We start from the raw sequence: 26,800 nt of genomic DNA on the forward strand, positions 1-26,800 counted from the left end.
TCAGTTCTCCAGCACAACGGTAGCTGTTTGAAAGTCACGCAAGGCTTCGCGTACCTGGGCAGCCTCTTCCAGGCTCAGCACCTGGCGGGCGATGCTCTGGCAGTCGGCAAGGTCGAGCTCGCGCACGGTGGCCTTGATGGTCGGGATCAACGGCACACTGACCGACAACTCATCCACCCCCAGCCCGATCAACAGCGGAACCGCCAGCGCTTCGGACGCCAACGCGCCGCATACGCCGACCCATTTACCGTGGGCATGAGCGGCCTTTACCGTGGTGGCGATCAAGCGCAATACCGCCGGGTGAAAGCTGTCGGCCTGGCTGGCCAGCCGTGGATGGTCGCGGTCCATGGCCAGGGTGTATTGGGTCAGGTCGTTGGTGCCGATGGAGAAGAAATCCACATGGGGCGCAAACACGTCGGCCATCAACGCCGCCGAGGGCACTTCGATCATGATCCCCAGCTTCGGCAGTTCGCTCAGCCCCAATGCCAGCGCTTCCTCTTCGAGAATCCTGCGAGCCAGGTGCAGTTCCGACAGCAGGCTGACCATCGGCAACATGATATGCAGCCGCGCTAGCCCGGCGCTGGCGAGGATCGCACGCAGCTGTTCGCGCAACAGCGCCGGCCGCTCCAGGCACAGGCGAATACCGCGCAAGCCCAGGAACGGGTTGGTTTCGGCCTCCATCGGCACGTAGGCCAGCGGTTTGTCGCCGCCCACGTCCAGGGTGCGCACCACCAGATTGCGCTCAGTACCCAGGGCGCGGGCGATGGCCGTGTAGGTGCTGGCCTGCTCCTCCGGGCTCGGCGCACGGTTGCGGTCGAGGTAGAGGAATTCCGAACGCAGCAGGCCGACGCCTTCACCGCCGAGGGTCAGGGATTGCTCCACCTCCTGCAACGAAGCGACGTTGGCCGTGACCTCAACGTGATGACCGTCGCGGGTGATGGCGGGCAACGCAGCCTGCGCCACATCGCGCTGATGCCGCAGCCCCTGTTGTTGACGAGCCAGGTCCAACCGTTCGATCTCGGCCAGATTCGGCGCCAGGTGCAGCTCGCCTTTATCCGCATCCAGCAGGACCTGCTTGCCGTTCGCCAGCGCCAGCACCTGCTCCGGTACACCGCAGATCGCCGGCAGGCCCAGGGCACGGGCGAGAATTGCCACATGGCTGGTCGCGCCGCCGCCGACCGTGACAAACCCCAGCACCTTCTGGCTGTCGAGGCTGGCGGTTTGCGACGGGGTCAGCTGCTCGGCGATCAGAATGGCGCGCTCGGGCAGGTCCCAGGCGCGGTCCTCAATGCCCAGGATCAGTTTGAGTACACGCTGGCCAACATCGGCCAGGTCCGCTGCCCGCTCGGCGATCAGCGCATTGCCCAATCCCTGGAACAACTTGACCGTGGCAGCGGTGGCGCCATGCCAGGCAAACGCCGCGCTCTTACCCTCGGCGAGCAAGCCATGGGCGTGTTCCAACAAGGTCGGGTCTTCGAGCAGTTCCTGATGAGCGCGGAAAATCTCCGCCTGAGCACTGCCGACAGCCTTGGCCTGCAAGGTTTGCAGCGCTTCGGTGGCAGCCCGCAGCGCGTGCGCCAACGTGGCACGTTCGGCCTCTTCGCCCGCGCCCTTTTCAGGGATATCCAGATCAGGCTCTGCCACCTGCACCACCTGACCAAACGCCGAACCCGGCGATGCGCACACACCCCGCAGCACCGTCGCCGACACCACAGGTTCAACCACCACAGCCGGTACCGCGACCGTCTCGCCACAGCCTTGCGTCAACAATTCCACCAAGGCCTTGATCGCCACCTCGGCATCATCACCCGCCGCGCTCACTTGCAAGGTATCGCCCTGCACAGTTTGCAGCGCCATGATTGCCACCAGGGATTTTGCGTTGGCGCTCTGGGTTTGCTTGTGCAGGTAAATGCTCGCGTTAAAGCTCTTCGCCGCCTGGGCAAACACCGCCGCCGGGCGTGCATGCAGGCCATTGGCGTTGGGCAGGCTCAGCGGTTTGGAGAACAGCGCATCGCCCTCCTCCTCGTTTGCCACGTCAAGCGCCTGCGCTGGGAATAACGCCAGCAGCGGCTGGCCGCTTTCGACCACGCCACTGGCCAGCAGGGTGAACGGTTCGCCGCTGACCACCAGCATGAGGGTCAACAAGCTACGGGCATTGAGCGCCACGTAGTCGGCGTCAAATTCGATCAGCGCCTCGCCGGCCTCGACCCGCTGGCCTTCCTCGACCAATCGGGTGAAGCCCTTGCCCACCAGGTTCACGGTGTCCAGGCCGATATGCATCAACACCTGCACGCCGTTGTCGTCGGTGATGCTGACCGCATGCCCGGTGTCCTGAATATTGCTGACCACCCCGCCCAATGGTGCGCACAGGGTCTGCGACGTGGGATCGATGCACAGGCCGTCGCCGATCATGCGGCTGGCGAACACCGGGTCCGGCACTTGATCCAGCGCCAGCAGCACCCCGGACAGGGGCGCCAGCAGTTCCAAGGGTTTCGATGGGATCATGACGTCACCTGCTGTTTTGTTCGGTAAAAATCATTGAGCAGAAGAAGGATTACTTCCACCAGTACTCGACCTGCACACCAAAATTCGACCCATGCCGTGCGGTGCCGTACGACCCGGTGTCGGACAATGCCGACCCCGCCGCCAGTTCATTCGCTGCGCGCTTGGCCGCTTCGTTCCAGGTGGCGTAGGTGTAGTACAAGCGCACTTCCGGCCGTGCCCAGAAATCCGGGCCTTTGGGCGACCACGTCGGGGCGAAGGTGAATTTGCTCAGCTTGCGCGTGCCACCGCTGGCGTCGACTTGATCGTGGCCCAGTTCGGTGACGAGTTTGAATTGTTCGCTGATGGCATACGCCGGGCGCACGCCGAGGGACATCCAGGTCTGGTCCTGGCCGCCGGGGCGGATATCTTTCTGATACACCGCCTCGACCTGCCCGCCGAAACGCGGCGTGACCTGCCAATCGAAAAACTCCACCGCGCGATAACTTTTGCTGCTGTTATCCAGGAAGGTATTACCGGTGTAACCCAGGCCGGTGCCAGGACCTTCGCCGTACTGCAACGCGAACTTGTTCTTGCCCCCCAGGAAAGGCTTTTGCACATGCTGCGCCGTCAACGCCCAACCGCTGTTGGTATCGCGGCCACCGGCCTTCTCGATATAGCTCAAGCCCACTTCCAGCTCACCGCCAGGATTGGTCTTGAAGCCCGCGACGTTGAAGTCGTGACGGGTGGCGTATTCCTTTTGGTAGAGGTTGTCCTTGCGCGAAATGGCGTAGCTGTACTTGAGGTCGCCGATCAGCACGTCCTCGATACCGCCGCCGGTGGCGCTCTGGTTCCAGTAGTAGAAATCGGAGATATGGATGTCGTTACGTTTGTAGTAACGCCGACCGGCCCACAGCGAACCGCCGTTGAGGGCGGGCACGTTCGACCACTGCGCATACATCTGTGGCATGCGCGCCGAGCCGTTGTTCTCGCCCTGGAATTTCAGCTCGCGGTCGTACTTGTTGTACAGCGAGGCCATCGCATCGACGCTGAACACCGAACCATCATCGAGGGTCAGCAAGTCCTGGCGCAGTTCCAGTTCGGCGTATTGCTCGCATTCGTTCCCCAGACGGTATTTGGATTGCGCCCCTGGCAGTTGGAAACATTGCTGCGGACCACTGCCGGTCGACGTGCCTGCGCCGCTGCGCAAGTAACCGGCAAATTCCAGGGCCTGAGCGCCGAGAGGCAGGCTCAGGCAGGATGCAACGAGGCCCAGCTTTATTGTTGTTTTCATGAAGCACTCCGATATTTTTATTATGTTTTTTGAAGCACCCTGCGCCCCCACGGGAGTTCCGGGTTTAGTCCTTAAGATGCAGCACGAACGATTCGTAGGGACGCAGGACGACCGAGGCCGTGCGCAGCGGGCAATCGGGGTAGTTGCTGATCAGCAGGCGTTGCTCACTTGCCGCGCCGATCACGTCGTCAGGCAGCTGAATGGCGCAGGGCTTGCCATAGAAATTGTTCAGCACCAGCAGCCGCTCGCCCTGGCCCTCGCGCAGGTACGCCCACACCTGGGGATGGTCCTGCAGCAGTTCGCGGTATACGCCGTCCTGGATCAGCGGTTCGTGACGACGCAAGGCAATCAGCGCGCGGTAGTGATGCAGCACGGAATCGGGATCATCGAGCTGGTGCTCAACGTTGATCTGCGCGGCATTCGCCGGGAGACCGATCCATGGCTCGCCCGTGCTGAAACCGGCATTGGCGCGTGCATTCCACTGCATCGGCGTGCGCCCGTTATCGCGGGACTTCTGCATGATCGCCGCCATGCTCGACGCCTGGGATTCACCGGCATCGCGCTTGAGGCGATAGATGTTGAGGGTCTCCACATCGCGGTACTGCTCGATCTGCTCGAAACCCGGATTGGTCATGCCCAACTCTTCGCCCTGGTACACAAACGGTGTGCCCTGGAGAAAATGCAGCGCCGTAGCGAGCATCTTGGCCGAGACCACGCGGTGTTCGCCGTCGTCGCCAAAACGCGAAACCACACGCGGCTGGTCGTGGTTACACCAGAACAACGCATTCCAGCCGCCACCGGCCTGCATGCCCAGTTGCCAGTCGGAGAAAATCCGCTTGAGTTGCAGGAAATCGAAGTCGGCCTTTATCCACTTTTGCAGGTTCGGGTAATCCACTTTCAGGTGATGAAAATTGAAGGTCATCGACAGTTCTTTCGACGCAGGATTTGAATAACGAATGCAGTGTTCCAGGCTGGTGGACGACATCTCGCCGACGTTGATCAGGTCATGGCCTTCGAAGACTTCGCGGTGCATCTCTTGCAGGTATTCATGCACGTGGGGACCGTCGGTGTAGAAGCGGCGGCCGTCGCTGGTGTCTTCGGGAAAATCGGCAGGCTTGGAGATCAGGTTGATCACGTCCAGGCGAAAGCCGCCCACGCCCTTGTCACGCCAGAAGCGCATCAACTTGAACACCTCGGCACGGACCTTGGGGTTGTCCCAGTTGAGGTCGGCCTGGGTATGGTCGAACAGGTGCAGGAAATACTGGCCGGTTTGCGCCTCGTATTCCCAGGCCGAACCGCCGAACTTGGATTCCCAGTTGTTCGGCTGGTCACGCCAGATGTAGAAGTCGCGGTACGGGTTGTCGAGGCTGCTGCGCGCCTGCTGGAACCACTCGTGCTCAATGGAGGTGTGGTTGACCACGATATCGAGCATCAACTTGATACCGCGCTTGGCCGCCTCGTGGATCAGCAGGTCGCAGTCGGCCATGGTCCCGTAGCTGGGGTCGATGGCGTAGTAGTCGCTGATGTCGTAGCCGTTGTCCCGTTGCGGCGAGCGCAGGAACGGGGTGATCCACAGGCAGTCCACGCCCAGCCATTGGAGGTAGTCGAGTTTGTCCACGATGCCCAGCAGGTCACCGGTGGCGTTACCCGCGTGGCTGTGGAAGCTTTTGGGGTAGATCTGGTAGATCACCGATTGGTGCATGGGGGGTCCTTCAGTTGGTTGGGTGTTGGTAGTGCATTCCAATCTGTGGGAGGGGGCTTGCCCCCGATAGCAATCGATCAGGCAACCCGATAACCAGGCCGAACAATCTTCATGCTCAACGCACAGGTCAGAACAAACGGCACGACCATCGCGATGACCATCCCGATCACAAACATCGCGATGGATTGCGGCACGATCGAGATAAATCCAGGCAAGCCACCCACGCCGATGGCCGACGCCTGGACCTTGTTCAGCGACAGGAAAATACTGCCCAGCGCCGAGCCCACCAGGGCCGCATAAAACGGAAACTTGAAGCGCAGGTTCACCCCGAACATCGCCGGCTCCGTGATGCCGAAGTACGCGGAAATCGCCGAGGTCGAGGCCATGCTTTTGTCCCGCGCGTTGCGGGTCATATAGAACACCGCAAGCGCAGCGCTGCCCTGGGCCAGGTTGGACATCACGATCATCGGCCAGATAAAGGTGCCGCCCTGGGTCGAGATCAGTTGCAGGTCCACGGCCAGGAACATGTGGTGCATGCCGGTGATCACCAGCGGTGCATACAACAGCCCGAAAATCGCCCCGCCGAGCATCGGCGCCAGATCAAACAGGGTGACCACGCCTTCGGTGATCAGGATGCCGAGGTGACGGGTCACCGGGCCGATGATCGCCAGCGCCAGCACGCCGGTGACGACGATGGTGGTGATCGGCACCACCAACAATTGAATGGCATTCGGCACACGGGCGCGCAGCCATTTCTCGATCACGCTCATCACATAGGCGGCCATCAGGATCGGCAGGATCTGCCCCTGGTAGCCGACCTTTTCAATTTTGAACCAGCCGAAAATATCGAAGTACGGCAGGCTTTGACCGTCGAGCCCCGCCACGGCCTTGCCGTAGTTCCAGGCATTGAGCAGGTCCGGGTGTACCAGCATCAGGCCGAGCACGATGCCGAGGATTTCACTGCCGCCAAACCGCTTGGCCGCCGACCAGCCCACCAGCGCCGGCAGGAACACGAACGAAGTGTTGGCCATCAGGTTGATCAGGCTCCACAGGCCATCCAGGTTCGGATAGGCCTCCAGCAGCGTCTGGCCCTCGATGAACATGCCCTTGGCGCCCATCAGGTTGTTGATGCCCATCAACAGGCCGGCAATGATCAGCGCGGGCAGGATCGGCATGAACACATCGGAGAACACCCGCACCAGACGCTGCATGGGGTTGGTCTTGTCGCCGCCGGCTTTCTTCACGTCGGCAATGGTCGAGGCGGCGAGGCCGGTCTGTTCGCGCAGGGCGGCGTAGACTTTTTCCACCTCACCGGGGCCGATCACTACCTGGAACAGACCACCGGTGAAAAACGAGCCTTTGACCAGATCGACCTGGTTCAACGCGCTGTTATTGACCAGGCTGGGATCCTTGAGCGCCAGGCGCAGGCGGGTGACGCAGTGGGCGGCTTGCTCAAGGTTGTCGCGCCCGCCGAGGTTCTCAAGAATCTCGCGGGCGATCGTCGAATAGTCGTGGCTCATGCTTGGTTTCCACTTTGATTTTTTTATTTGAGGGCAGTCATTGGCAGCACGCCGATGCCAAACGTACTCGTCTGTACGAGTTAAAGCAACAACTCGTCTGTACGAGTTTGGAAAATATCGTTTTTGGGTTTACCAAGGGTCAATGGACAAACCCCACCGCTGCCACTAAGGTTCCTGCCTTGAACGCACAGTTCACTTACAAACAGTCGGGCACAGAGCCATCCCCATGAGCAAATACAACCAGATCTACACGGATCTGCTTGCCAGCATCACCACCGAACGCCTGCAACGCGGTACGCGCCTTCCTTCCGAAACCGAATTGATGGACAGCTACCAGGCCAGCCGTGGCACCGTGCGTCGCGCCATCGAGCAGTTGCAGGAACGCGGTTTTGCGCAAAAAATCCACGGCAAGGGCACGTTCGTGCTGTCCCCCAACCCGATTGAATTTCAACTGGGCGGCATCGTCAGCTTCCACGAAACCCACGCCGACCTGGGCGATGACGTACACACCGACGTAGTCGAATTCACCCAGTTCCCGCTGGAAGGCCCCCTGCAGCAACACATCGAAGCCGAACCCGGCAGCCTGATCACGCGGATCAAACGGGTACGGCGCATTGGCGGCAAACGGGTGATTCTCGACATCAACCACTTTGTCGCCGACCTGATCCCCGGTCTGGACCAAGCGATTGCCGAGCAGTCGATCTACGCATTTATCGAGCAAACGCTGCAGTTGCAGATCAGCTACGCGCAACGCACCATCGAAGCCTTGCCGCGCAGCAAGGACGACCAGGCACACCTCGACCTCGACGGCCAAAGCCATGTGATCGTGGTGAGCAACCAGACGTTTTTGCAGGATGGGCGGCAGTTCGAGTACACCGAGTCGCGGCATACGTTGGATAAGTTTTACTTTTCGGATATTGCGCGGCGGTGAGGCTCGTTCAGCAGAAATTATTCCTGAACCGCCGCCGACACAGCTTCCACAATTTCGTCCCAGACACCGGGCTCGCGCAGGACCGGCACTTCCTTGGCCAGCACATTGCTGAGTTCTCCCTGATTCTGTTCGATTGAACGCAATACTCGATCAGCTTGCTGATCGGGCATCTCGACAACGTCCTTGAGCGCGGCACGGGCGCGACCATGGCTACGCAGGTAGCGGGATTCCTCACGCATCTGCTCAGTCAACGTACGGCCAATAATCCTGGCCAGAAAAATGAGGTGAGGCTTCAAAGACAGCCTGTTCACGAACGGCCCGCATCAAGGGTTGAGACAGCTCATCCAAAACCTGGTCATAAGCTCGACGCTCGCCCGCGTCATCGGTAATCACTGCGGATATTGGCAGGATCACGGGGGCGGGAATGACGCCATCACGGCGAAGCACTTCATTGATCAGAAAACGATGGACACGTCCGAGGCGGTCACCCTCACCCTCAATGGAAAAAGTGGCTTTGCTTTCACGCAAGGTCATCCATACGGCAGCACGCATCAGCAAGTCCTCACCAAATTCGGCAGTCAATTCACCGAACAGGGCTGGAACATCCAGACTCGCCGCCGCGACTACCGCGCCTGTCTTGGCGATCATGGGGCAGAAGTGTCGGGTGCCACTCATACAGAAAAGCAGCTAGCCTTGCGTACTGGCCTGTTGGCTCAGCGTTAACCCAAGACTGGACGATTTCTGAGCCGGCAAGCTCGAACAGGCGAGACAGGAACTCCAGATGGGGAATTTCGTGGCGCAGATGAAACTGCAAATGTGCGGCGGGTTCCGGTGCTGGTCGCATGGATTCCGAGTAGGTTTCCAAACGAAAACCTTCACTCACCTGGGTAGCGCGACGCCCCACCCCACTTGGCTCATCACTGGCAATTTGCCCAGCGCCAACGCCCCGTAACGCTGGGATAACCAAATTGCGCCGATGGGGTCTGCTGGCAGGTCAAACATAGTGATCTCCTTGAAGTGGGATATGACTTGCTCAAAACCGATTACCAACAGTTTCTTCCGTTAAAAACGATTAGAAACGCATAAAAACAATTAGAAATACGCAAGCTTACACAAATTTGATTATGTGCAAATTCAGGTCATTCTCCACCCCATTTCCCTGGCTGGCACACCGCGAACGTTCAAAGAAACGGTCGCTTACTACAACCTTAAGGGTTACGGCGGCTACCACAGCGGCGACATCGTCGACGCTCCCAAAGGGGCTTCGGAGTTCATCGACCTTGACCTTGATGTGCTCGTCAAGAAAGGTATCCGCTATGTCGTCACGTCTATCAACGGTACATACTCCTAGGCCAGATTTGGAGACCCTGTTCGATTTACATGCTCGCGCAAGGGGAGAACGCGTGGCTTCACCGCAGCAGGCACAGGCGGTGTTTGCGCCTGATCAAGGGGTAACACCGTTCGATACGGATTTGATTCGATCAGGGTTTCTTTGATATCAGCCTTTGGCGCTCATTGAACATGGCAGTTCTTTCTTCCTTCAATGGCGATGCCTCCATTGCCTAGGTCGCATATGACGAGCAGATACTCTCCCCGTTGCCGAACACTGACCGGCTTCTATAAAGCCTCGATAGTGATGGTCAGCGCGCTTCTAATCGCCTGCCAGTCGCCGCGCGAGGCACTGCAACAACTGGCTGACGAACACGGCCGGCAATTGGAGGTCCTGCCGGGGCATGCCTTCCCCCTCCTCATACTTGCGCCACGCATTGCAGAAAGGACGACGCGTCTGCGTGTCTACCTGGAGGGCGATGGCCATGCGTGGGCGACGGCCACTCAACCCAGCCTGGATCCGAGCCCGCACCATCTGTTAGTACCCCGGCTGGCGGTCAGTGATCCAACACCGAATGCCTACCTGGCACGCCCCTGCCAGTTCCTGATGACCGCAGCCTGCCAACCAGCACTCTGGACCCATCGACGATTTTCCCAGGAAGTGGTAACCCGCCTCAGCCAGGGGCTGGACGAATTGAAACGGCGATACGGCAATTGCGAATTCGAACTGGTGGGGTATTCAGGTGGCGCCGCTCTCGCCTTATTGTTAGCGGCGCAGCGCAGTGATGTTACCCAGGTGCAAACCCTTGCCGGCAATCTCAGTCCTCGCCTGTGGGCGACGATGAAAGGGCTGTCGCCACTCGACGGTTCACTGGACCCGCTGGACTATCGTGATCGACTCGTCTTAATACCCCAGCGTCATCTGATCGGGGAAGAAGACCCGATTATTCCAGCTGGCTTAGCTGCCAGCTACCAACAGGCGCTGGGCTCGCCCCTCTCCCAAAGCGTGCATGTAGCCGGAGCAAGCCATGACAGGGGGTGGGAAGCGGCATGGAGCCGGTGGGTTAAAACGCCGCTGGCGCATAGGCCTCCTGAAATCAACGGCGCGCCGGTCCGTTCAAAAACACCGGGATGCCCTCCCTCCTAGAAAAAAGAGGTATTCCACGCAACTTTTTTTGATGGCTTGCGAATATCTGTGGTGAGCGGGCTTGTCCCGCGCTGGGCTGAAGCGGCCCTAAACCAAGCGACTTGGATTTATCTGATACTCGGCGGAGCCCCTAAATGGGGGCGGCTTCACCAAGCGCGACCGCAACACCACCCCTAAGTTCCGATTATTGCCGGGTAATCCAATAAGGACTCAAAAAATAGCTGGAGCTTCGCATTTTTTGGTTTCTTTTTCGTCATTGGTCATTTTTATGATGAATTCTCCTACAAGCATCGTGTAAATTTCGGCGCGCTTGAATCAGCATTTCACTGACAAGCTGGCAGGGAAGCCAAAAAAAGACGCTGACGCGTAGGTAGTTCCCTGTCAGCTTTCTACCTTGTAAGGATACTGCCTTGAACATTTCCCACCTGCGCCGCTCGTTGTTGGCCCTGTCCGTCGCAACTGCCACTACCGCCGTACATGCCGCCCCCGCACCCGACTTCAATTACGACCTGAGCACAGGGGCATACAGCAGCTCCGGCGATGTTTTCAATAACGCCACCTTCACCGGTACGTCGCAAAACGCAGGTGTAATGCTGACCAACGTGAACCTGGCGGGCAACCTGGTCAACCAAGGCAAAATCAATGTGACGGCCGCGACCCCCACCGAATTTCCGTCCGGTATCGCCATGACCCTCAATTCCAACGTCGCTGGCGACCTGGTAAATAATGGCGACATTACGGTGAGCGGCAATGCCGTCGTCGGGCTGGATGTATATCTGGCGACCATCGCGGGTGAAATAAACAACAACGGCAACATCACTGTGACCGGCGAACAAGCCGAAGGCATGCTGATTACCTCGACCCAAGCGCGCATCAATAACTCGGGCACTATCACCGCGCGCGGCATCGACTCTATGGGTATCGACATCGAGAATGCCCGCTTTACCGGTCAAATCGCAGGCGCTCCCGCCAAGAGCGATATCAACAACAGCGGGACTATCTCCGCCGAAGGCATCGGTATCCGCTTTCGCAGTCTCGACACATCCGGCGGTTCCAACAGCCTCTCCATCATGCAAACAGGCGGCCTGATCGAAGGCGGCACGGCAGCCATTTCAGTGGACGACGACAATGCCTCATCTTCGTATTTCTACTGGGAAGGTGGTCAGGTCAAAGGTGACGTGCTGGGCTTGAGCGGCGTACTGGTGCGTGGAGACGCGATGTTCGATGGCTCGACCATCCGCGCGGGGTACGTCGATATCGGCGATGGCCGCCTGACGCTGCTCCGCCCGCAGACGACGATTGAGGGCGACCTCGACCTGGACAGCGCCACTGCGCGCCTGCGCCTGTTGCTGGACAACAACACACTGCCCAACGCGCCGATCCTGAAAGTCACCGGCAATACCTACTTCTCTGCAGGCAGCCAAATCGAACTGCAGGCTCGCTCCGACGACTTCCGCACGCCGGCCCAGGGCACCCGCTACACCCTTATCAACTCCGGCACTTGGGAAGAGCCGCAGAACCTGTCCGTGGTGTCCTCCTCGGCACTGCTTGAGGTGAGGAACTTCGGCATTGACGGTCAGGACGTCAAAGCACTGGTTGCCACCCGCAGTGATGAGGTGATCACGCAAGACCTGCTGGGTGCCCGTGGTTCGCGCAACGCGGTGAACGCCATCAAGCCGTTCAAAAACACGGTCCTGGGCCAGATGGACGAAAGCGACCCGGTGTTCCAGCGTTTCGCCAACGCCGCCACCAGCGAAGAGCTGGCCAAACTGTCCGAAAGCTTGGCCCCGGACGTCAGCCGTGGGGCGATCAACGCCGCGACCAACAGCCAGAACCTGGTCGCAGGCGCCATCAACCGCCGGGCCAGTAAAGCGCGTAGCGGTCTGTCATCCGGTGATGTCCTGGCAGAACAAGGCGTATGGCTGCAAGCGCTGTCCAGCGATGCCAACCAAGACAGCCGCCACGGTATCGATGGATACGACGCCAACACCAACGGCATCGCCGTGGGTGCCGATGGCAAACTCAACACCGAGACAACCGTGGGCCTGGCCTACAGCTACCTGACCAGCGACGTCAAATCCGACCTGGGCAGCAAGACCGACGTCAGCGGCCATGCACTGACCTTGTACGGCAACTGGGCCCGCGACAATTTCTTTGTCGACACCTCGCTGATGTACGGCTGGAACGACAACGAGTCCAAACGCTACATCGCCGGTACTCGCGCCAAGGCCAACTACGACAGTGAGATCTTCGGCGTCAACGCACTGGCAGGCTACACCTTCCAACTCGACAAGCAGTGGCTGCTGGAACCACAGATCGGTGCGCGCTATGCCAACGTATCGATTGATTCGTACCGTGAAAAAGGCAGCTCGGCGGCCCTCAACGTCGGCAAGCAGCGCTATGAAACCGGCGAAATGGGCCTGGGCGCCCGTCTGGCGGCCGCTTTTGACGTAGGCGCGGGCAGCCTGGAACCCGAAGCCAAGTTGATGGCCTGGCACGATTTCATCGGTGACAAGGCCAGCACTACCTCCACCTTCGTACTCGGCGGTACACCGTTTACCACCACAGGCGCGACACCCGCGCGCGACAGTTACGAGCTGGGACTGGGCGCGAACTACCGCGTGGGCGCGTGGACCGTGGGCGGGATGTACAACTACCTGACCAGCAGTGGTTTCGACGCGGACACCTTTACTGCGAATGTGCGTTACGATTTCTGATACGTCTTCGCCAAAAACAACAAAACCCGCCAAGGCGGGTTTTGTTGTTTGAGGCTGATGGTAAAGCGATCTCTTACCTATAAAACAGGTTGTTGAAGATCATTCCCACTCAATCGTCGCCGGCGGCTTGCTCGACACGTCATAAGTAACGCGCGAGATGCCTTCGATCTCATTGATGATGCGACCGGAAACGGTCTCAAGCAGTTCGTACGGCAGATGCGCCCAGCGCGCCGTCATGAAGTCGATAGTCTCTACGGCACGCAGGGCCACGACCCAGGCGTAACGACGGCCATCGCCTACAACGCCGACGGATTTCACCGGCTGGAACACCACGAAGGCCTGGCTGACTTTGTGGTACCAGTCGGCCTTGCGCAGTTCTTCGATGAAGATGTGGTCGGCGCGACGCAGCAGGTCGGCGTATTCCTTCTTAACTTCACCGAGGATGCGCACGCCCAGGCCCGGGCCTGGGAATGGGTGGCGGTAGACCATGTCGTACGGCAGGCCCAGTTCCAGGCCCAGGCGGCGGACTTCATCCTTGAACAGTTCGCGCAGCGGTTCTACCAACTTGAGGTTCATTTCCTCAGGCAGGCCACCCACGTTGTGGTGGGACTTGATCACGTGTGCCTTGCCGCTCTTGGCACCGGCCGACTCGATCACATCGGGGTAGATGGTGCCCTGGGCCAGGTACTTGATGTTGTACAGGTGTTTGGCCTGGGCATCGAAGACGTCGATGAAGGTACGACCGATGATCTTGCGCTTCTTCTCTGGGTCGGACTCGCCGGCCAGGTTGTTGAGGAACTGGTCCTCGGCGTTGGCGCGGATCACCTTGACGCCCATGTTCTCGGCGAACATGGCCATCACTTGCTCACCTTCGTGCAGGCGCAGCAGGCCGTTGTCGACGAAGACGCAGGTCAGTTGGTCGCCGATGGCTTTGTGCAGCAGCGCGGCAACCACGGAGGAGTCAACGCCGCCGGACAGGCCGAGCAGCACGTTGTCGGTGCCGACCTGGGCACGCACGTTGGCGATGGCGTCTTCAGCGATTTTCGACGGGGTCCACAGGGCTTCACACTCGCAGATGTCGAGGATGAAGCGCGACAGGATGCGGCCGCCTTGCTTGGTGTGGGTCACTTCCGGGTGGAACTGCACGCCGTAGTAGCGACGCTCATCGCTGAACATGCCAGCAATCGGGCAGCTCGGGGTGCTGGCCAGGATGTGGAAGTCTTCCGGCATCTTGGTGACTTTGTCACCGTGGCTCATCCACACGTCGAGGCCGAACAGGCCGTCGGCGTCGACGTGGTCTTCGATGCCGTCCAGCAGGCGGCTCTTGCCGACCACGTCTACACGGGCATAACCGAATTCACGCAGTTCGGAACCTTCAACCTTGCCGCCCAGCTGCTCGGCCATGGTCTGCATGCCGTAGCAGATACCGAAGACGGGCACGCCCAGGTCGAATACGGCTTGCGGGCAGCGCGGGCTGTTGGCTTCATGCACGGACTCGGGGCCACCGGCGAGGATGACGCCTTTCGGTGCGAATTCGCGAATCGCTTCGTCGTCCATGTCGAACGGATGCAGTTCGCAGTACACGCCGATTTCACGCACGCGGCGGGCGATCAGTTGGGTGTACTGGGAACCGAAGTCGAGGATCAGGATGCGGTGGGCGTGAATGTCGAGGGCCATGAGATCAGTCTCGTCTAATGAATCAGAAACAACTCGGGGCTGAATAAGACAGCCCCGGTTACTTAACTATTTGCAGGAAGCATCAACCTACGCGGTAGTTTGGCGCTTCTTTGGTGATCTGTACGTCGTGGACGTGGGACTCGGCCATACCGGCACCGGTGATCCGCACGAACTCAGGCTTGGTGCGCATTTCTTCGATGTCGGCGCTGCCGGTGTAGCCCATCGAGGAACGCAGGCCGCCCATCAGTTGATGGATGATGGCGCTCAGTGTGCCTTTGTACGGCACACGGCCTTCGATACCTTCCGGTACGAGCTTCTCGGCGCCTGCCGAGGAGTCCTGGAAGTAACGGTCGGACGAGCCTTGAGCCTGGGACATGGCGCCCAGCGAACCCATGCCACGGTAAGCCTTGTACGAACGCCCCTGGAACAGTTCGATCTCGCCTGGCGCCTCTTCGGTACCGGCGAACATCGAGCCCATCATCACGCAGGAAGCACCGGCTACGATGGCCTTGGACAGGTCACCGGAGAAACGGATGCCGCCGTCGGCGATCAACGGTACGCCGGTGCCTTCAAGGGCAGCGGCGACGTTGGCGATGGCGCTGATTTGCGGCACGCCCACACCGGCGACGATACGCGTGGTGCAGATCGAGCCAGGGCCGATACCGACCTTGACGGCATCCGCGCCGGCTTCGGCCAGGGCCTTGGCCGCTGCGCCGGTGGCGATGTTGCCGCCGATTACCTGTACGTCAGGGAAATTCTGTTTGACCCAGCGAACGCGATCGATCACGCCTTTGGAGTGACCGTGGGCGGTGTCGACCACCACCACGTCCACACCGGCAGCAACCAGGGCGGCAACGCGATCGCCGGTGTCTTTACCGGTACCGACCGCAGCACCTACGCGCAGACGACCTTGGTCATCCTTGCTGGCCAGCGGGTAAGCCTTGGCTTTTTCGATGTCGTTGACGGTCATCATGCCTTTGAGGGCGAATTTGTCGTCGACGATCAGCACGCGCTCGATGCGGTGCTTGTGCAGCAGTTCGCGTACGTCGTTCTTGTCGGCGCCTTCCTTGACAGTGACGAGGCGCTCTTTAGGCGTCATCACTTCGCGGACGGTGACTTCAAGACGGTTTTCGAAACGCACGTCACGGGAAGTGACGATGCCGACCAGGTCGCCATCGTGCAGCACGGGAACACCGGAGATGTTGTGCAGACGAGTGAGGTCGAACAGGTCACGCACGGTGGCGTCGGCTTCGATGGTGATTGGATCTTTCACCACACCGGCTTCGTAACGCTTGACCTTGCGCACTTCGGCAGCTTGCTGCTCGATGGTCATGTTCTTGTGGATTATCCCGATACCGCCTTCCTGCGCCATGGCAATGGCCAGGCGGGCTTCGGTAACGGTGTCCATCGCAGCGGAAACCAGGGGAATATTCAGCTCGATGCCACGGGTTAGGCGGGTCTTGAGACTGACTTCGTTAGGAAGCACCTCGGAATAACCGGGCACTAGGAGAATGTCGTCGAATGTCAGAGCTTCTTGGCTGATACGCAGCATCGCGGGGGCTCCCGAGCGGGAAAATGGAAGCGCGCCATTATATACATGCACCCTGTCGGGCTCAATGTAAAACTCTGACAAACTTGGTAATACTGATAGATGGATTAAAGCTCGACCTTGACCCAACTGATCTTCTGGTCCAGCCAATCGGCAAATTCGTCGATAAAGCTTTGCTTGAACCCCGCCTCCGCCCAGTTGTTGAAGATGAATCCCAGGTTGGAAAACCCGCACGCCTGCAGGAACAGAAACCCGTTGATGTCATCTTCATGCCCACACAGCGGGCAGGTGAAGTTGTCGGTATGGCCGGGCATCCAGTCCTCCAGGCTTTCGAACAGCGCCTCGCCGACTTCCTTGCGGCACTCCGGGCAACCGGCTTCTTCGAGAAAGCCCTTGGCCGGCGTATAGATGCAGCGCTTGTAGATGATCTCCAGGCCATTGACCGGTTCGTTGAACGGCAGCGCCTCGGGGTGCAGCACCACGGCGCGGGCGCCGTCGGCCAGGGCGTAGGCCATGCGGTTACCGGTGCGGCCACAGGTAGTGAGTTCTTCCTTGATGATGTTCTTGCGCACCAGCCAGCGCACGATGGCCCGGGCGCGGGGTTCGTGGACGGGCAAAGTGGAGATTTTGGGGACAAGGATGCTTTGGGAATTCATGAAAGGCCTGCGGTGTGGCTGCTGACGCCATCGGGGGCAAGCCCCCTCCCACATTTTGAATTGTGAACACCTTCAAATGTGGGAGTGGGCTTGCCCGCGATGAGGCCCGGGAGGACGGCAGCTTAATCCCTGAAGAAATCAGGTCAAGTGCTCAAGTACCGCCCAATCAATGCAATGCCGCTGGCCAGCACCAGCCACGTCACCAAGCGCACAAACGCTTCACGGGACATGCGCATCGTCAGCCTGCGCCCACACCACAGCCCCAGGGCCATCGCGGGCAACAGGCAGAGTGCCAACATCAGCAGCGGCAGATCAGCATACACCCCGGCGATCAAAAACAGGCTCAGGCGCACCACCGTACTGCAACTGATCAACGCGCTTTGGGTCGCGCGTGCCGCGTCCTTGGGCAAGCGGCTGTTCAGGTAGATGGCATATAAAAAGCCACCACTGCCGAACAACGCCCCAAACAGCCCGCCCACAGTGCCCATCGGGATCGACCACCCCGCTGCCAGTTGCGTGGGCCGGGCGTTTACCGCCAGGCTGTAAATCGCATAGGCGCTGATAAACAGCCCCATCAACAGCAGCAACAGGTCCGAATGCAAGTTGAGCAAAAACACCACGCCCAGGGTGCAGCCAATCGCCATGCACGGCAGTAATCGCAGCAGCTCCGGCTTGTTCACGTCCCGTCGCGTGTGCAGCAGGCCACCAAACGCCGCGACAAAATCCAGCAGCACCAGCAGCGGGATGATCTTCGACAGCGGCATAAACACAATCAGGATCGGCCCCGCTACCAACGCCGTACCAAAGCCGGCAATGCCGAACACGATATAGGCCACTACCACGCCCAGGCCGATCACCAGCCACTCCACACCGCTAAACGACCACTGGCTCATCAGCTCAACCGGGCTCATGGCGAATTCCTTGAAAGAGATAGCCATCACTTTAGCCATCAGCGAGGGTTGCGACTAATATCGTCAAAGCCCCCCACCCATCTCGAAAAGGCATAACGTGTGATTTCCACTCGCCAATTGCGCTACTTCGTCGAAATTGCCGACAGCGGCAGCTTCAGCGCCGCCGCCGAACGCCTGTTCGTAGCGCAATCGGCCCTGAGCCGACAGATCAAGGAGCTGGAAAACCAGCTGCAAACGCCGTTGTTCGAACGCACTGCACGCCAGCCACGCCTGACCGCGGCCGGTGAAGCCTTCTACCCAAGGGCCCGCAACCTGCTGAGCGAGCTGCTCAAGGCCAGCGAAACCGCGACCCAGGTCGGCAACGGCCAACTCGGCACCCTGCGCCTGAGCCATTCGAGCACCGTGCCGATGAGCGGCGTGTTATTGCAGGGCATCAGCACGTGGCTGGAGCGCTGCCCCGGCGTTTCGATGGACATCGTCAAGCTGTCCTCGGAAGCGCAACTGGAGGAGATCGCCGACGGTCGCCTGGACGTCGGCCTGTTACGGCTGCCGGTGCTGCGCCAGCGTGAAGGGGTACGTGTGGAGCCTTTATATAAGGAGCAATTGCTGCTGGCGGTGCCGCCGAATCACCGACTGGCAAGTAGCAACGAGCCCGTCGGCCTGGAGCAGCTCAAGGATGAAGCGTTTATCTCGATCCCCCATCCACAGCGTGGTGGACTGAGTTATCTGTCAGCCGAACTCTGCATGCGCGCCGGATTTTTCCCCAAGGCTGCGCGGGTCATATCACGTAAGACCACTCAGCTACAGTTGATCCAGGCCGGCTTCGGTATTGCCCTGTTACCAAAATCCATGCAGGACATCGCCCCCGCCAATGTGCACTTTTTAGCCCTGGCTGACCCGGATTGCCTGAGCACCGTGGCCCTGGCCTGCCCGCAGGCGCCGAGCCGGTTGGTGGAGCAGTTCTGTCAAACCTTGCACGAATGCCTATAAACTGCCGCCCATGATTAAAGACCCCTTTGCCCGTCTGGGCCTGGACCGTGAAGTCCTGACTGTCAGCCAACTCAACGGCCGTGCGCGGGTGTTGCTGGAAGACGTGTTCACCAATATCTGGGTCGAAGGCGAGATCTCCAACCTCGCCCGCCCGGCCTCCGGCCATGTGTATTTCACCCTCAAGGACAGCGGCGCCCAGGTGCGTTGCGCGTTGTTTCGCAACAATGCCGCACGGGTGCGCCAGGCGCTGAAGGATGGCCTGGCGGTGAAGGTGCGTGGCAAGGTCTCGCTGTTCGAGGGCCGTGGCGACTACCAGTTGATCCTCGACACGGTGGAGCCTGCCGGTGATGGCGCGCTGCGCCTGGCGTTCGATGCGCTGAAGGAAAAGCTCAGCGCCGAAGGCCTGTTCAGTGCCGAGCGCAAGGTGCCGCTGCCGGCCCATCCTCGGCGCATTGGCATTATCAGCTCGCCCACCGGCGCGGTGATCCGCGACATCATCAGCGTGTTCCGCCGCCGGGCGCCGAACATTGAGCTGACCTTGATCCCCACCGCCGTACAAGGTCGTGAAGCGATCGCGCAGATTGTGCGGGCGCTGAAACTCGCCGACGCCCGTGGCTTTGACGCACTGATCCTGGCGCGTGGCGGCGGCTCCCTGGAAGACCTCTGGTGCTTCAACGAAGAAGCCGTCGCCCGCGCAGTGGATGCGTGCGTCACGCCCATCGTCAGCGCCGTCGGCCATGAAACCGATGTCTCCATCAGCGACTTCGTGGCGGACGTGCGCGCCCCTACGCCGTCTGCCGCCGCTGAGTTGCTCGCCCCGGACGCCAGCCATCTGGTGCGCCAGGTCGAGAACCTGCATCGGCGCCTGGTGATGCTGATGCGCAATCGCCTGACCCATGATCGCCTGCGCCTCGAAGGCATGGCCCGGCGCTTGCGTCATCCGGGCGAACGTCTGCGCCAGCAGGCCCAGCGCCTGGATGACCTGGACATGCGCCTGCGCCGCGCCTTCGAACGCAGCCTCAATACCCGGCGCGAGCGCCTGATCCGCCTGGAAACCCGCCTCGCCGGCCAGCACCCCGGCCGTCAACTGGCCCTATTGCGCCAGCGCCTGGACAGCCTTGCCGAACGCCTGCCCCGCGCCATGCGCGAAGGCCTGAAGGCCCGTCGCCTGCAACTGCAAAGCCAGGTACAGACGTTGCAGGTGGTCAGCCCGCTGGCAACCTTGGCTCGCGGTTACAGCATCTTGCTGGATGAGCGCGGCCAGGCCATTCGCAACGCGGCGCAAACCCACACCGGCCAACGCCTCACCGCGCGTCTCGGTGAAGGCCAGCTGCAAGTGCGGGTGGAAGACAACCACCTGACACCCGTCACCCTTTCGTTATTGGATTGATTGATGCCTCGTCTCTTTAGCTTGTTGATGCTGCTGTGCCTTGCCTTTAATGCCCACGCCGATAGTTATATCAGCCGTACATTAAACAAACCGGTGCCAGGTGGCGTGGCCGTGGTCGACCTGGGCCCTTCGGCCGCTGCACCGAAAGCGACCTATCAAGGCAAGCCGGTGCTGGTGGTCAAGGAACAGGACAACTGGCTGGCGATTGTCGGCATTCCGCTGAGCGTCAAGCCGGGCAACGAACGCATCAGCAGCGGTAGCCGCAGCCTGCCGTTTATCGTCGGTTACAAGAAATACCCGGAACAGCGCATCACCCTGAAGAACAAAAGCCAGGTCAACCCCGACCCGGCCCAACTCAAGCGCATCGAAGGCGAACTGGCCGTGCAACTCAGGGCCTACCGCAGTTTCAGCCCCAACCTGCCGAGCAACCTGGTGCTGGATAAACCGGTGAACGGGCCGCTGTCGAGCAAGTTCGGCGTGCGTCGCTTCTTCAACGGTGAAGAACGCAACCCGCATTCGGGCCTGGATTTCGCCGTGCCGGCCGGTACGCCGATCAAGACGCCGGCGAACGGCAAGGTGATCCTGGTCGGCAACTACTTCTTCAATGGCAACACCGTGTTCGTCGACCACGGCCAGGGCTTTATCAGCATGTTCTGTCATATGTCGAAGATCGACGTGAAAGTCGGCCAGCAACTGGTGCGCGGGACGGTGGTAGGCAAGGTCGGCGCGACGGGCCGCGCCACCGGGCCACATATGCACTGGAACATCAGCCTCAACGATGCACGGGTGGACCCGGCGATCTTTATCGGCGCGTTCCAGCCCTGAGTGACTCGATTGCGCGCGCGGTAAAGCGCGCGCAATTTAATTCAGTGTTTGCAAAGTTCCCAGGCATAAAATCTCGATTCCTACGCAAATAGCAGAACTTCTCTCAATTTTTTTCGACTGCTTGCCATCTTTCACCCCGGCGGTTAGGGTTGAGCTTATGAAAACCTCTCACACCCTCATTCAGCTCCGCCAGCACCGCAGCCTGTGCCTCGTCAGCGCACGACTGCCAGGCTGAATCGATCTGCCTCGTCTCTACGCCTTATCCCCAAAAACAGTTCCACGGCAGGCCGCCTTTTCTCGGCCCCTACAACAAAGGATTTCCCGATGAGCATGCTCAAAGACCCGTCTTCGAAGTACCGCGCGTTTCCGACCATCGATATCCCGGACCGCACCTGGCCGTCGAAGACCATCACCGAAGCGCCGATCTGGTGCAGCTCCGACCTGCGTGATGGCAACCAGTCGCTGATCGAGCCGATGGACGCGGTGAAAAAACTGCGCTTCTGGAAGACCCTGGTCGCCGTGGGCGTGAAGGAAATCGAAGCGTCGTTCCCCGCCGCATCGCAAACCGACTTTGACTTCGTACGTACCCTGATCGAAGACAACCACATCCCCGAGGACACCACCATCCAGGTGCTGACCCAGGGCCGTGAAGACTTGATCGCACGCACCTTCGAATCCCTGCGCGGCGCCAAGAAAGCCATCGTGCACTTGTACAACGCCACCTCGCCGTCCTTCCGCCGCATCGTGTTCAACCAGGACAAGGACGGTATCAAGGCCATCGCGGTCAACGCGGCCAAGCTGTTCGTCAAATACGCGGCCCAGCAGCCGGAAACCCAGTGGACCTTCGAATACTCCCCGGAGACCTTCAGCGCCACTGAGCTGGAATTCGCCAAAGAAGTCTGTGACGCCGTGATCGAGGTGTGGAACCCGACGCCTGAACACAAGATGATCCTCAACCTGCCGGCCACCGTGGAATGCGCCACGCCGAACATCTATGCCGACCAGATCGAGTGGTTCGGTCGCCATATCAACCGCCGTGACAGCGTGATCATCAGCCTGCACACCCACAACGACCGTGGCACCGGCGTGGCCGCTACCGAGCTGGGCCTGATGGCCGGCGCCGACCGTGTCGAAGGCTGCCTGTTCGGCAACGGCGAGCGTACCGGTAACGTCGACCTGGTCACCGTGGCCTTGAACATGTACACCCAGGGCCTCGACCCGCAGCTGGACTTCTCCGACATCGACGGCGTGCGCAAGGTCGTCGAAGAATGCAACCAGATCCAGGTGCACCCACGTCACCCGTACGTAGGCGACCTGGTTCACACAGCGTTCTCTGGCTCCCACCAGGACGCGATCCGCAAGGGCTTCACCCAGCAAAAAGACGACGCGCTGTGGGAAGTACCGTACTTGCCGATCGACCCGGCCGACATTGGCCGCAGCTACGAGGCGGTGATCCGTGTGAACAGCCAGTCGGGCAAAGGCGGCATCGCCTACCTGCTGGAGCAGGAATACGACATCAGCCTGCCGCGCCGCATGCAGATCGAGTTCAGCCAGGTGGTACAGGCCGAAACCGACCGCGTGGGCCTGGAGATGACCGCTCCGCAGATCTACGCCTTGCTGCAACGCGAATACTTGCAGGCCAACACTCCGTACGCGCTGGTCAGCCATCGCCTGCAGGAAGAAAACGGCAACAGCTCGGTGGAAGTGGAAGTCTCGGGCAAAGGCCAGGGCGAAACCAACCTGCGCTGGCACGGTAAGGGCTATGGCACCCTGGAAGCCCTGGTCGCCGCCCTGCCGATCAAGGTGGAGATCATGGACTACAACGAGCACGCGATCGGCGCGGGTACCAACGCCAAGGCTGCCGCCTACATTGAATTGCGTGTGAATGGCGAGCGTCCGGTGCATGGCGTGGGCATTGATGAAAACATCACTACCGCCAGCTTCAAGGCGGTGTTCAGCGCGCTGAATCGCTCGCTGAGCCAGTTGGAAGCGAAAGCGGCGTAACTGACCGCCGAAATGCGAAAGGCCCCTGGGTGAGAACTCAGGGGCCTTTTTGTTGGGATTTATATTTGCGGTGTCTGTGAGGTCCTCATCGGGGGCAAGCCCCCTCCCACATTTGGAATGCGTTTCCCTGTGGTCAGACAAACTGAAAACTATCGGCATCCAGGTTCGCCGGAAATTTGCTGCGATAGGTCGCCAGCTCGGCTGCCTCCAGGCACACCTGAAACACACCATCGGCCTCCCCTGCGCTAAGCAGGGTCTCACCCTGGAAATCCAGCACCTGGCTGTCCCCGGTGTAAGCGAAACCTTTGCCATCCGTACCCACCCGATTGACTGCCGCCACGTAGCACAGGTTTTCAATGGCACGCGCCGGCAATAAACGGTTCCAGTGCTGACGCCGCGCTCCCGGCCAGTTCGCGGTGTACAACAGCAGGTCCGTGTCCTGGGCATCGCGGCTCCACACCGGAAAACGCAGGTCGTAGCAAATCAGCGGCCGAATACGCCAGCCCTTCAATTCAAACTGCACCTGCCGTTCGCCGGGGGTGTAGTGATCGTGCTCGCCGGCCATACGAAACAGGTGGCGCTTGTCGTAATGCAGCACCTCGCCATCCGGTCGTGCCCACAACAGGCGGTTGCGGTGGCTACCGTCGGCGGCCTGGATGATCACACTGCCGGTGATCACGGCGTTGTATTTGGCCGCCTGGGCTTGGAGCCATCGAAGGGTAGGACCGTTTTCCGGTTCAGCAAGGGTGGCCGACGCCATGGAGAAACCGGTGGTGAACATTTCCGGCAGTACGATCAGGTCGGCGCCCCTGGCCTGCTCCAGCAGCAGGTCGAAGTGTTCGAGGTTGGCCTGACGGTCGTGCCATGCGAGGGTGGTTTGGACCAGGGCGAGCGTCAGGTTGGGCAGCGCACTCAGATCACGCATAGTTTTTCAGCTGCTTGGCGCAGCGTCTCCTCGCGTTTGGCAAAGCACAGGCGCACTAGGCGCTGGCCTTGGGGTGGGTTCTGGTAGAACACCGAGACCGGGATGGTCGCGACGCCGTGTTCGCGGGTCATCCACAGGGACATGGCGACGTCATCCAGGTCCGGGCGAATCTGTGAGTAATCCACCAGTTGGAAGTACGTGCCGGTCACCCGGCTGAAACTGAAACGTGACGGTGCCAGCAGGTCACAGAACAGGTCGCGCTTGGCCTGATAGAACGCAGGCAATTCGTCGACGTGCTCCGGGTGGTCGGCCATGAAGTCAGACAGCGCGAACTGCAATGGCGTCACGCCGCAAAAGTTGACGTACTGGTGCACCTTGCGCAGCTCGGCCGTCAGGGCCGGTGGCGCGACGACGTAGCCGGTTTTCCAGCCCGTCACGTGGTAGGTCTTGCCAAAAGAGCTGACCACGAACGCACGTTGATACAGCTCTTCGTGGGCCAGCACACTGACGTGGGGTACGCCGTCGAAGACCAGATGCTCGTAGACCTCGTCGCTGACCAGGTAGATATCGCGGTCGCGGATTAATTCGGCCAACTGGTCCAGCTCGGCGCGGCTGATCAGGGCACCGGTGGGGTTGTGTGGAGTGTTGAGGATGATCATGCGCGTACGCGGAGACAACGCGGCCTTGATCTTCTCGAAGTCCAGCGCAAAGCCTTGCAGGCTCAGTTGCACATGCACGCAGCGACCACCGGCCAGCTCGACCGAGGGCTCGTAGCTGTCGTAGCAGGGATCGAACACGATGACTTCATCGCCGCTGCGAATCACCGCTTGGATCGCGCAGAAGATCGCTGCCGTTGCGCCAGGGGTGATGGTTACTTCGCTGTCAGGGTTAACTGCGGCGCCGTAATTGCGGGCGATCTTGGCCGCGACTTGTTGGCGCAGGGCTGGCAGGCCGGTCATCGGGGAATATTGGTTGTGCCCGCTGGCAACGTGCTTGCCCACCGCATCGAGTAACGCCTGGGGGCCATTGAAATCGGGAAAGCCCTGGGACAGGTTGAGCGCGCCGGTTTCGGCTGCGAGTTGCGACATGGTGGTAAAGATGGTTGTGCCGACGTTCGGCAGCTTGCTGGTGATCATCGGAGGCCCCTGCAGGTGAGCTGCAAGTTTTAAGCTGCAAGTCGCAAGCAGGTCAAGCGACAAACCGCCGGCCACAAAAAAGGGCTCCAAAGGAGCCCTCTCTCGCAGCGTGTAGCTTACAACGCAAAGCGGCGCTTATTTCTTATCGCGGCGCTTCTTGTCGGCCTTCTTGTGGTGAGTCATCAAACGACGCTTCTTGTTCACCTGACGGTCCGTCAGTGTGTTCTTGTTGCCTTCGTATGGGTTCTCGCCACCTTTGAACTCGATACGGATCGGCGTACCGACCAGTTTCAAGACACGGCGGTAGGTGTTTTCCAGGTAACGCACGTAGGACTTGGGCACCTTCTCGATCTGGTTACCGTGGATCACGATAATCGGCGGGTTGGCACCACCCAAGTGGGCGTAACGCAGCTTGATTCGGCGGTTGTTGACCATCGGCGGCGCATGCTCGCCCACCGCGTCTTCCAGGATCTGGGTGAGGCGGTTGGTCGGCCAGCGGGTGACCGCGGATTTGAACGAGTTCTGTACGGACGCGTAGAGGTTGCCCACGCCGGTGCCGTGCAGTGCCGAGATAAAGTGGATATCGGCGAACTCAACGAAGAACAGCCGACGTTGCAGCTCAATCTTCACGAAATCGCGCTCGCTCGGCGTCATGCCGTCCCACTTGTTGATCGCGATGACCAGGGCACGACCGGCTTCCAGGGCAAAGCCCAGCAAGTTGAGGTCGTGATCCACCACGCCTTCGCGGGCGTCCATCACGAAGATCACCACGTTGGCGTCTTTGATCGCTTGCAGGGTTTTGACCACGGAGAACTTTTCAACTTCCTCGTGGATCTTGCCGCGCTTGCGCACACCGGCGGTGTCGATCAGCGTGTACTTCTCGTCGTTACGCTCGAACGGGATGTAGATACTGTCGCGGGTGGTACCGGGTTCGTCGTAGACGATTACACGGTCTTCACCGAGCATGCGGTTGACCAGGGTCGACTTGCCGACGTTAGGACGACCGATGATGGCGATCTTGATACCGTCTTTTTCACTCGGGCCAGGAATGCGCTTGGCTTCCTCACCTTCGGCAACGATCTCTTCTTCACCTTCCTCTTCCTCAGCGTCATCCTTGGGAAAGGTGCTGAGGGCGTTTTCCAGCATCTGGGTGATGCCGCGACCGTGGGCGCCGGCGACCGGGATCGCATCACCCAGGCCCATCGGGCTGAATTCGGCACGGGCCGCCTCAGGATCGATGTTATCGATCTTGTTCGCGACCAGGTAGGAACGCTTGTTGCGCTTGCGCAGGTGCTCGCCAATCATCTGGTCGGCGGCGGTGTAGCCCGCGCGGGCGTCTACCAGGAACAACACGACATCGGCTTCTTCAATGGCCAGCAGCGACTGCTCGGCCATTTTTTCGTCCATGCCATGCTCATCACCGGAGATACCACCGGTGTCGACAATAATGTAGGAGCGCCCTTGCCACTTTGCCTCACCGTATTGGCGATCACGGGTCAGACCGGACAAGTCGCCGACAATGGCGTCGCGAGTCCTGGTCAGGCGGTTGAACAAGGTGGACTTGCCGACGTTAGGTCGGCCCACCAGGGCGATTACGGGAACCATGCGGCTCTCCA

At 60.2% G+C, this 26,800-nt stretch carries 22 protein-coding genes; 8 read left to right on the forward strand and 14 right to left on the reverse strand.

Going from position 1 to position 26,800, the window contains the following annotated elements; all coding sequences use genetic code 11:
- From ptsP to treP, 4 genes are all read right to left on the reverse strand, one after another.
- Positions 1-2,505, reverse strand: a complete 2,505-nt coding sequence (ptsP, locus tag AOA60_RS17975; protein ID WP_099585593.1) for a phosphoenolpyruvate--protein phosphotransferase — start codon at positions 2,503-2,505, stop codon at positions 1-3.
- 49 nt (positions 2,506-2,554) lie between these two features.
- A complete protein-coding gene (locus AOA60_RS17980; RefSeq protein WP_099585594.1) occupies positions 2,555-3,775 on the reverse strand; it encodes a carbohydrate porin in 1,221 nt (406 codons plus the stop codon).
- Positions 3,776-3,839: 64 nt separating this feature from the next.
- Positions 3,840-5,477 (reverse strand): alpha,alpha-phosphotrehalase, encoded by a 1,638-nt coding sequence (gene treC / locus AOA60_RS17985; RefSeq protein WP_099585595.1) that lies wholly within the window; start codon positions 5,475-5,477, stop codon positions 3,840-3,842.
- A 77-nt stretch (positions 5,478-5,554) separates the two neighbouring features.
- On the reverse strand, positions 5,555-6,997 hold the full coding sequence (gene treP, locus AOA60_RS17990) for a PTS system trehalose-specific EIIBC component (RefSeq protein ID WP_099585596.1): 1,443 nt from the start codon (positions 6,995-6,997) through the stop codon (positions 5,555-5,557).
- Positions 6,998-7,223: 226 nt separating this feature from the next.
- Here treP and treR point away from each other — a divergent pair, with 226 nt between their 5' ends.
- On the forward strand, positions 7,224-7,928 hold the full coding sequence (gene treR, locus AOA60_RS17995; RefSeq protein WP_099585597.1) for a trehalose operon repressor: 705 nt from the start codon (positions 7,224-7,226) through the stop codon (positions 7,926-7,928).
- 17 nt (positions 7,929-7,945) lie between these two features.
- Here the strand turns inward: treR and AOA60_RS33960 are convergent, their stop codons facing one another.
- The 3 genes from AOA60_RS33960 to AOA60_RS33970 form a co-directional block, all read right to left on the reverse strand.
- The gene (locus AOA60_RS33960) at positions 7,946-8,167 is read right to left on the reverse strand and encodes a hypothetical protein (protein WP_256592848.1); all 222 of its coding nucleotides are present in this window, start codon (positions 8,165-8,167) and stop codon (positions 7,946-7,948) included.
- Between the two features lie 4 nt (positions 8,168-8,171).
- Positions 8,172-8,576, reverse strand: a complete 405-nt coding sequence (locus tag AOA60_RS33965) for a hypothetical protein (RefSeq protein WP_256592849.1) — start codon at positions 8,574-8,576, stop codon at positions 8,172-8,174.
- Between the two features lie 231 nt (positions 8,577-8,807).
- Complete coding sequence (locus AOA60_RS33970; protein ID WP_256592850.1) at positions 8,808-8,930, reverse strand: hypothetical protein; 123 nt, start codon at positions 8,928-8,930, stop codon at positions 8,808-8,810.
- 124 nt (positions 8,931-9,054) lie between these two features.
- Here AOA60_RS33970 and AOA60_RS33975 point away from each other — a divergent pair, with 124 nt between their 5' ends.
- The 3 genes from AOA60_RS33975 to AOA60_RS18015 all read left to right on the forward strand — a co-directional run bounded on the left by AOA60_RS33975 (position 9,055) and on the right by AOA60_RS18015 (position 13,121).
- Positions 9,055-9,279, forward strand: a complete 225-nt coding sequence (locus AOA60_RS33975; RefSeq protein WP_250926434.1) for a hypothetical protein — start codon at positions 9,055-9,057, stop codon at positions 9,277-9,279.
- Positions 9,280-9,564: 285 nt separating this feature from the next.
- Entirely contained in the window at positions 9,565-10,404 is an 840-nt protein-coding gene (locus tag AOA60_RS18010) for an alpha/beta hydrolase (protein WP_099585598.1), read from the forward strand.
- 410 nt (positions 10,405-10,814) lie between these two features.
- On the forward strand, positions 10,815-13,121 hold the full coding sequence (locus AOA60_RS18015; protein ID WP_099585599.1) for an autotransporter domain-containing protein: 2,307 nt from the start codon (positions 10,815-10,817) through the stop codon (positions 13,119-13,121).
- A gap of 99 nt (positions 13,122-13,220) precedes the next feature.
- Here the strand turns inward: AOA60_RS18015 and guaA are convergent, their stop codons facing one another.
- The 4 genes from guaA to AOA60_RS18035 all read right to left on the reverse strand — a co-directional run bounded on the left by guaA (position 13,221) and on the right by AOA60_RS18035 (position 17,914).
- Positions 13,221-14,798, reverse strand: a complete 1,578-nt coding sequence (guaA, locus tag AOA60_RS18020) for a glutamine-hydrolyzing GMP synthase (RefSeq protein WP_099585600.1) — start codon at positions 14,796-14,798, stop codon at positions 13,221-13,223.
- Positions 14,799-14,880: 82 nt separating this feature from the next.
- Positions 14,881-16,350: an IMP dehydrogenase gene (gene guaB / locus AOA60_RS18025; RefSeq protein WP_003209646.1), complete on the reverse strand. Its 1,470-nt coding sequence runs from the start codon at positions 16,348-16,350 to the stop codon at positions 14,881-14,883.
- A gap of 104 nt (positions 16,351-16,454) precedes the next feature.
- Positions 16,455-17,003, reverse strand: a complete 549-nt coding sequence (locus AOA60_RS18030; protein ID WP_099585601.1) for a sugar ABC transporter ATPase — start codon at positions 17,001-17,003, stop codon at positions 16,455-16,457.
- Between the two features lie 143 nt (positions 17,004-17,146).
- A complete protein-coding gene (locus AOA60_RS18035; RefSeq protein ID WP_099585602.1) occupies positions 17,147-17,914 on the reverse strand; it encodes a sulfite exporter TauE/SafE family protein in 768 nt (255 codons plus the stop codon).
- Between the two features lie 99 nt (positions 17,915-18,013).
- On the opposite strand from AOA60_RS18035, the gene AOA60_RS18040 reads away from it, so the two are divergent.
- The 4 genes from AOA60_RS18040 (at position 18,014) to leuA (ending at position 23,123) form a co-directional block, all read left to right on the forward strand.
- Positions 18,014-18,904, forward strand: coding sequence for a LysR family transcriptional regulator (locus tag AOA60_RS18040; protein WP_099585603.1), 891 nt, complete (start codon positions 18,014-18,016; stop codon positions 18,902-18,904).
- A 10-nt stretch (positions 18,905-18,914) separates the two neighbouring features.
- Positions 18,915-20,294 carry an exodeoxyribonuclease VII large subunit gene (gene xseA, locus AOA60_RS18045; protein ID WP_099585604.1) on the forward strand — a complete coding sequence of 460 codons (1,380 nt, stop codon included), beginning with the start codon at positions 18,915-18,917 and terminating at the stop codon, positions 20,292-20,294.
- 3 nt (positions 20,295-20,297) lie between these two features.
- Positions 20,298-21,119 (forward strand): M23 family metallopeptidase, encoded by an 822-nt coding sequence (locus AOA60_RS18050; protein WP_099585605.1) that lies wholly within the window; start codon positions 20,298-20,300, stop codon positions 21,117-21,119.
- 324 nt (positions 21,120-21,443) lie between these two features.
- A complete protein-coding gene (gene leuA, locus AOA60_RS18060; protein WP_099585606.1) occupies positions 21,444-23,123 on the forward strand; it encodes a 2-isopropylmalate synthase in 1,680 nt (559 codons plus the stop codon).
- A gap of 133 nt (positions 23,124-23,256) precedes the next feature.
- On the opposite strand, the gene AOA60_RS18065 is transcribed toward leuA, so the two are convergent.
- The 3 genes from AOA60_RS18065 to der all read right to left on the reverse strand — a co-directional run bounded on the left by AOA60_RS18065 (position 23,257) and on the right by der (position 26,789).
- On the reverse strand, positions 23,257-24,048 hold the full coding sequence (locus tag AOA60_RS18065; protein ID WP_099585607.1) for an amidohydrolase: 792 nt from the start codon (positions 24,046-24,048) through the stop codon (positions 23,257-23,259).
- Entirely contained in the window at positions 24,036-25,184 is a 1,149-nt protein-coding gene (locus AOA60_RS18070) for a pyridoxal phosphate-dependent aminotransferase (protein ID WP_099585608.1), read from the reverse strand. Before AOA60_RS18070 ends, AOA60_RS18065 begins: the two co-directional genes overlap by 13 nt.
- 135 nt (positions 25,185-25,319) lie before the next feature.
- Positions 25,320-26,789, reverse strand: a complete 1,470-nt coding sequence (gene der, locus AOA60_RS18075; RefSeq protein WP_099585609.1) for a ribosome biogenesis GTPase Der — start codon at positions 26,787-26,789, stop codon at positions 25,320-25,322.
- Positions 26,790-26,800 lie beyond the last annotated feature (11 nt).

Source organism: Pseudomonas sp. 2822-17 (assembly GCF_002742485.1).
GTDB lineage: Bacteria > Pseudomonadota > Gammaproteobacteria > Pseudomonadales > Pseudomonadaceae > Aquipseudomonas > Aquipseudomonas cyclaminis.

Excerpts from the sequence above, each read along its gene's own strand:
- ptsP (WP_099585593.1), bottom strand. The coding sequence starts at position 2,505 with ATGATCCCATCGAAACCCTTGGAACTGCTGGCGCCCCTGTCCGGGGTG.
- AOA60_RS17980 (WP_099585594.1), bottom strand. The coding sequence starts at position 3,775 with ATGAAAACAACAATAAAGCTGGGCCTCGTTGCATCCTGCCTGAGCCTG.
- treC (WP_099585595.1), bottom strand. The coding sequence starts at position 5,477 with ATGCACCAATCGGTGATCTACCAGATCTACCCCAAAAGCTTCCACAGC.
- treP (WP_099585596.1), bottom strand. The coding sequence starts at position 6,997 with ATGAGCCACGACTATTCGACGATCGCCCGCGAGATTCTTGAGAACCTC.
- treR (WP_099585597.1), top strand. The coding sequence starts at position 7,224 with ATGAGCAAATACAACCAGATCTACACGGATCTGCTTGCCAGCATCACC.
- AOA60_RS33960 (WP_256592848.1), bottom strand. The coding sequence starts at position 8,167 with ATGCGTGAGGAATCCCGCTACCTGCGTAGCCATGGTCGCGCCCGTGCC.
- AOA60_RS33965 (WP_256592849.1), bottom strand. The coding sequence starts at position 8,576 with ATGATCGCCAAGACAGGCGCGGTAGTCGCGGCGGCGAGTCTGGATGTT.
- AOA60_RS33970 (WP_256592850.1), bottom strand. The coding sequence starts at position 8,930 with ATGTTTGACCTGCCAGCAGACCCCATCGGCGCAATTTGGTTATCCCAG.
- AOA60_RS18010 (WP_099585598.1), top strand. The coding sequence starts at position 9,565 with ATGGTCAGCGCGCTTCTAATCGCCTGCCAGTCGCCGCGCGAGGCACTG.
- guaA (WP_099585600.1), bottom strand. The coding sequence starts at position 14,798 with ATGGCCCTCGACATTCACGCCCACCGCATCCTGATCCTCGACTTCGGT.
- guaB (WP_003209646.1), bottom strand. The coding sequence starts at position 16,350 with ATGCTGCGTATCAGCCAAGAAGCTCTGACATTCGACGACATTCTCCTA.
- AOA60_RS18030 (WP_099585601.1), bottom strand. The coding sequence starts at position 17,003 with ATGAATTCCCAAAGCATCCTTGTCCCCAAAATCTCCACTTTGCCCGTC.
- AOA60_RS18035 (WP_099585602.1), bottom strand. The coding sequence starts at position 17,914 with ATGAGCCCGGTTGAGCTGATGAGCCAGTGGTCGTTTAGCGGTGTGGAG.
- xseA (WP_099585604.1), top strand. The coding sequence starts at position 18,915 with ATGATTAAAGACCCCTTTGCCCGTCTGGGCCTGGACCGTGAAGTCCTG.
- AOA60_RS18050 (WP_099585605.1), top strand. The coding sequence starts at position 20,298 with ATGCCTCGTCTCTTTAGCTTGTTGATGCTGCTGTGCCTTGCCTTTAAT.
- leuA (WP_099585606.1), top strand. The coding sequence starts at position 21,444 with ATGAGCATGCTCAAAGACCCGTCTTCGAAGTACCGCGCGTTTCCGACC.
- AOA60_RS18065 (WP_099585607.1), bottom strand. The coding sequence starts at position 24,048 with ATGCGTGATCTGAGTGCGCTGCCCAACCTGACGCTCGCCCTGGTCCAA.
- AOA60_RS18070 (WP_099585608.1), bottom strand. The coding sequence starts at position 25,184 with ATGATCACCAGCAAGCTGCCGAACGTCGGCACAACCATCTTTACCACC.
- der (WP_099585609.1), bottom strand. The coding sequence starts at position 26,789 with ATGGTTCCCGTAATCGCCCTGGTGGGCCGACCTAACGTCGGCAAGTCC.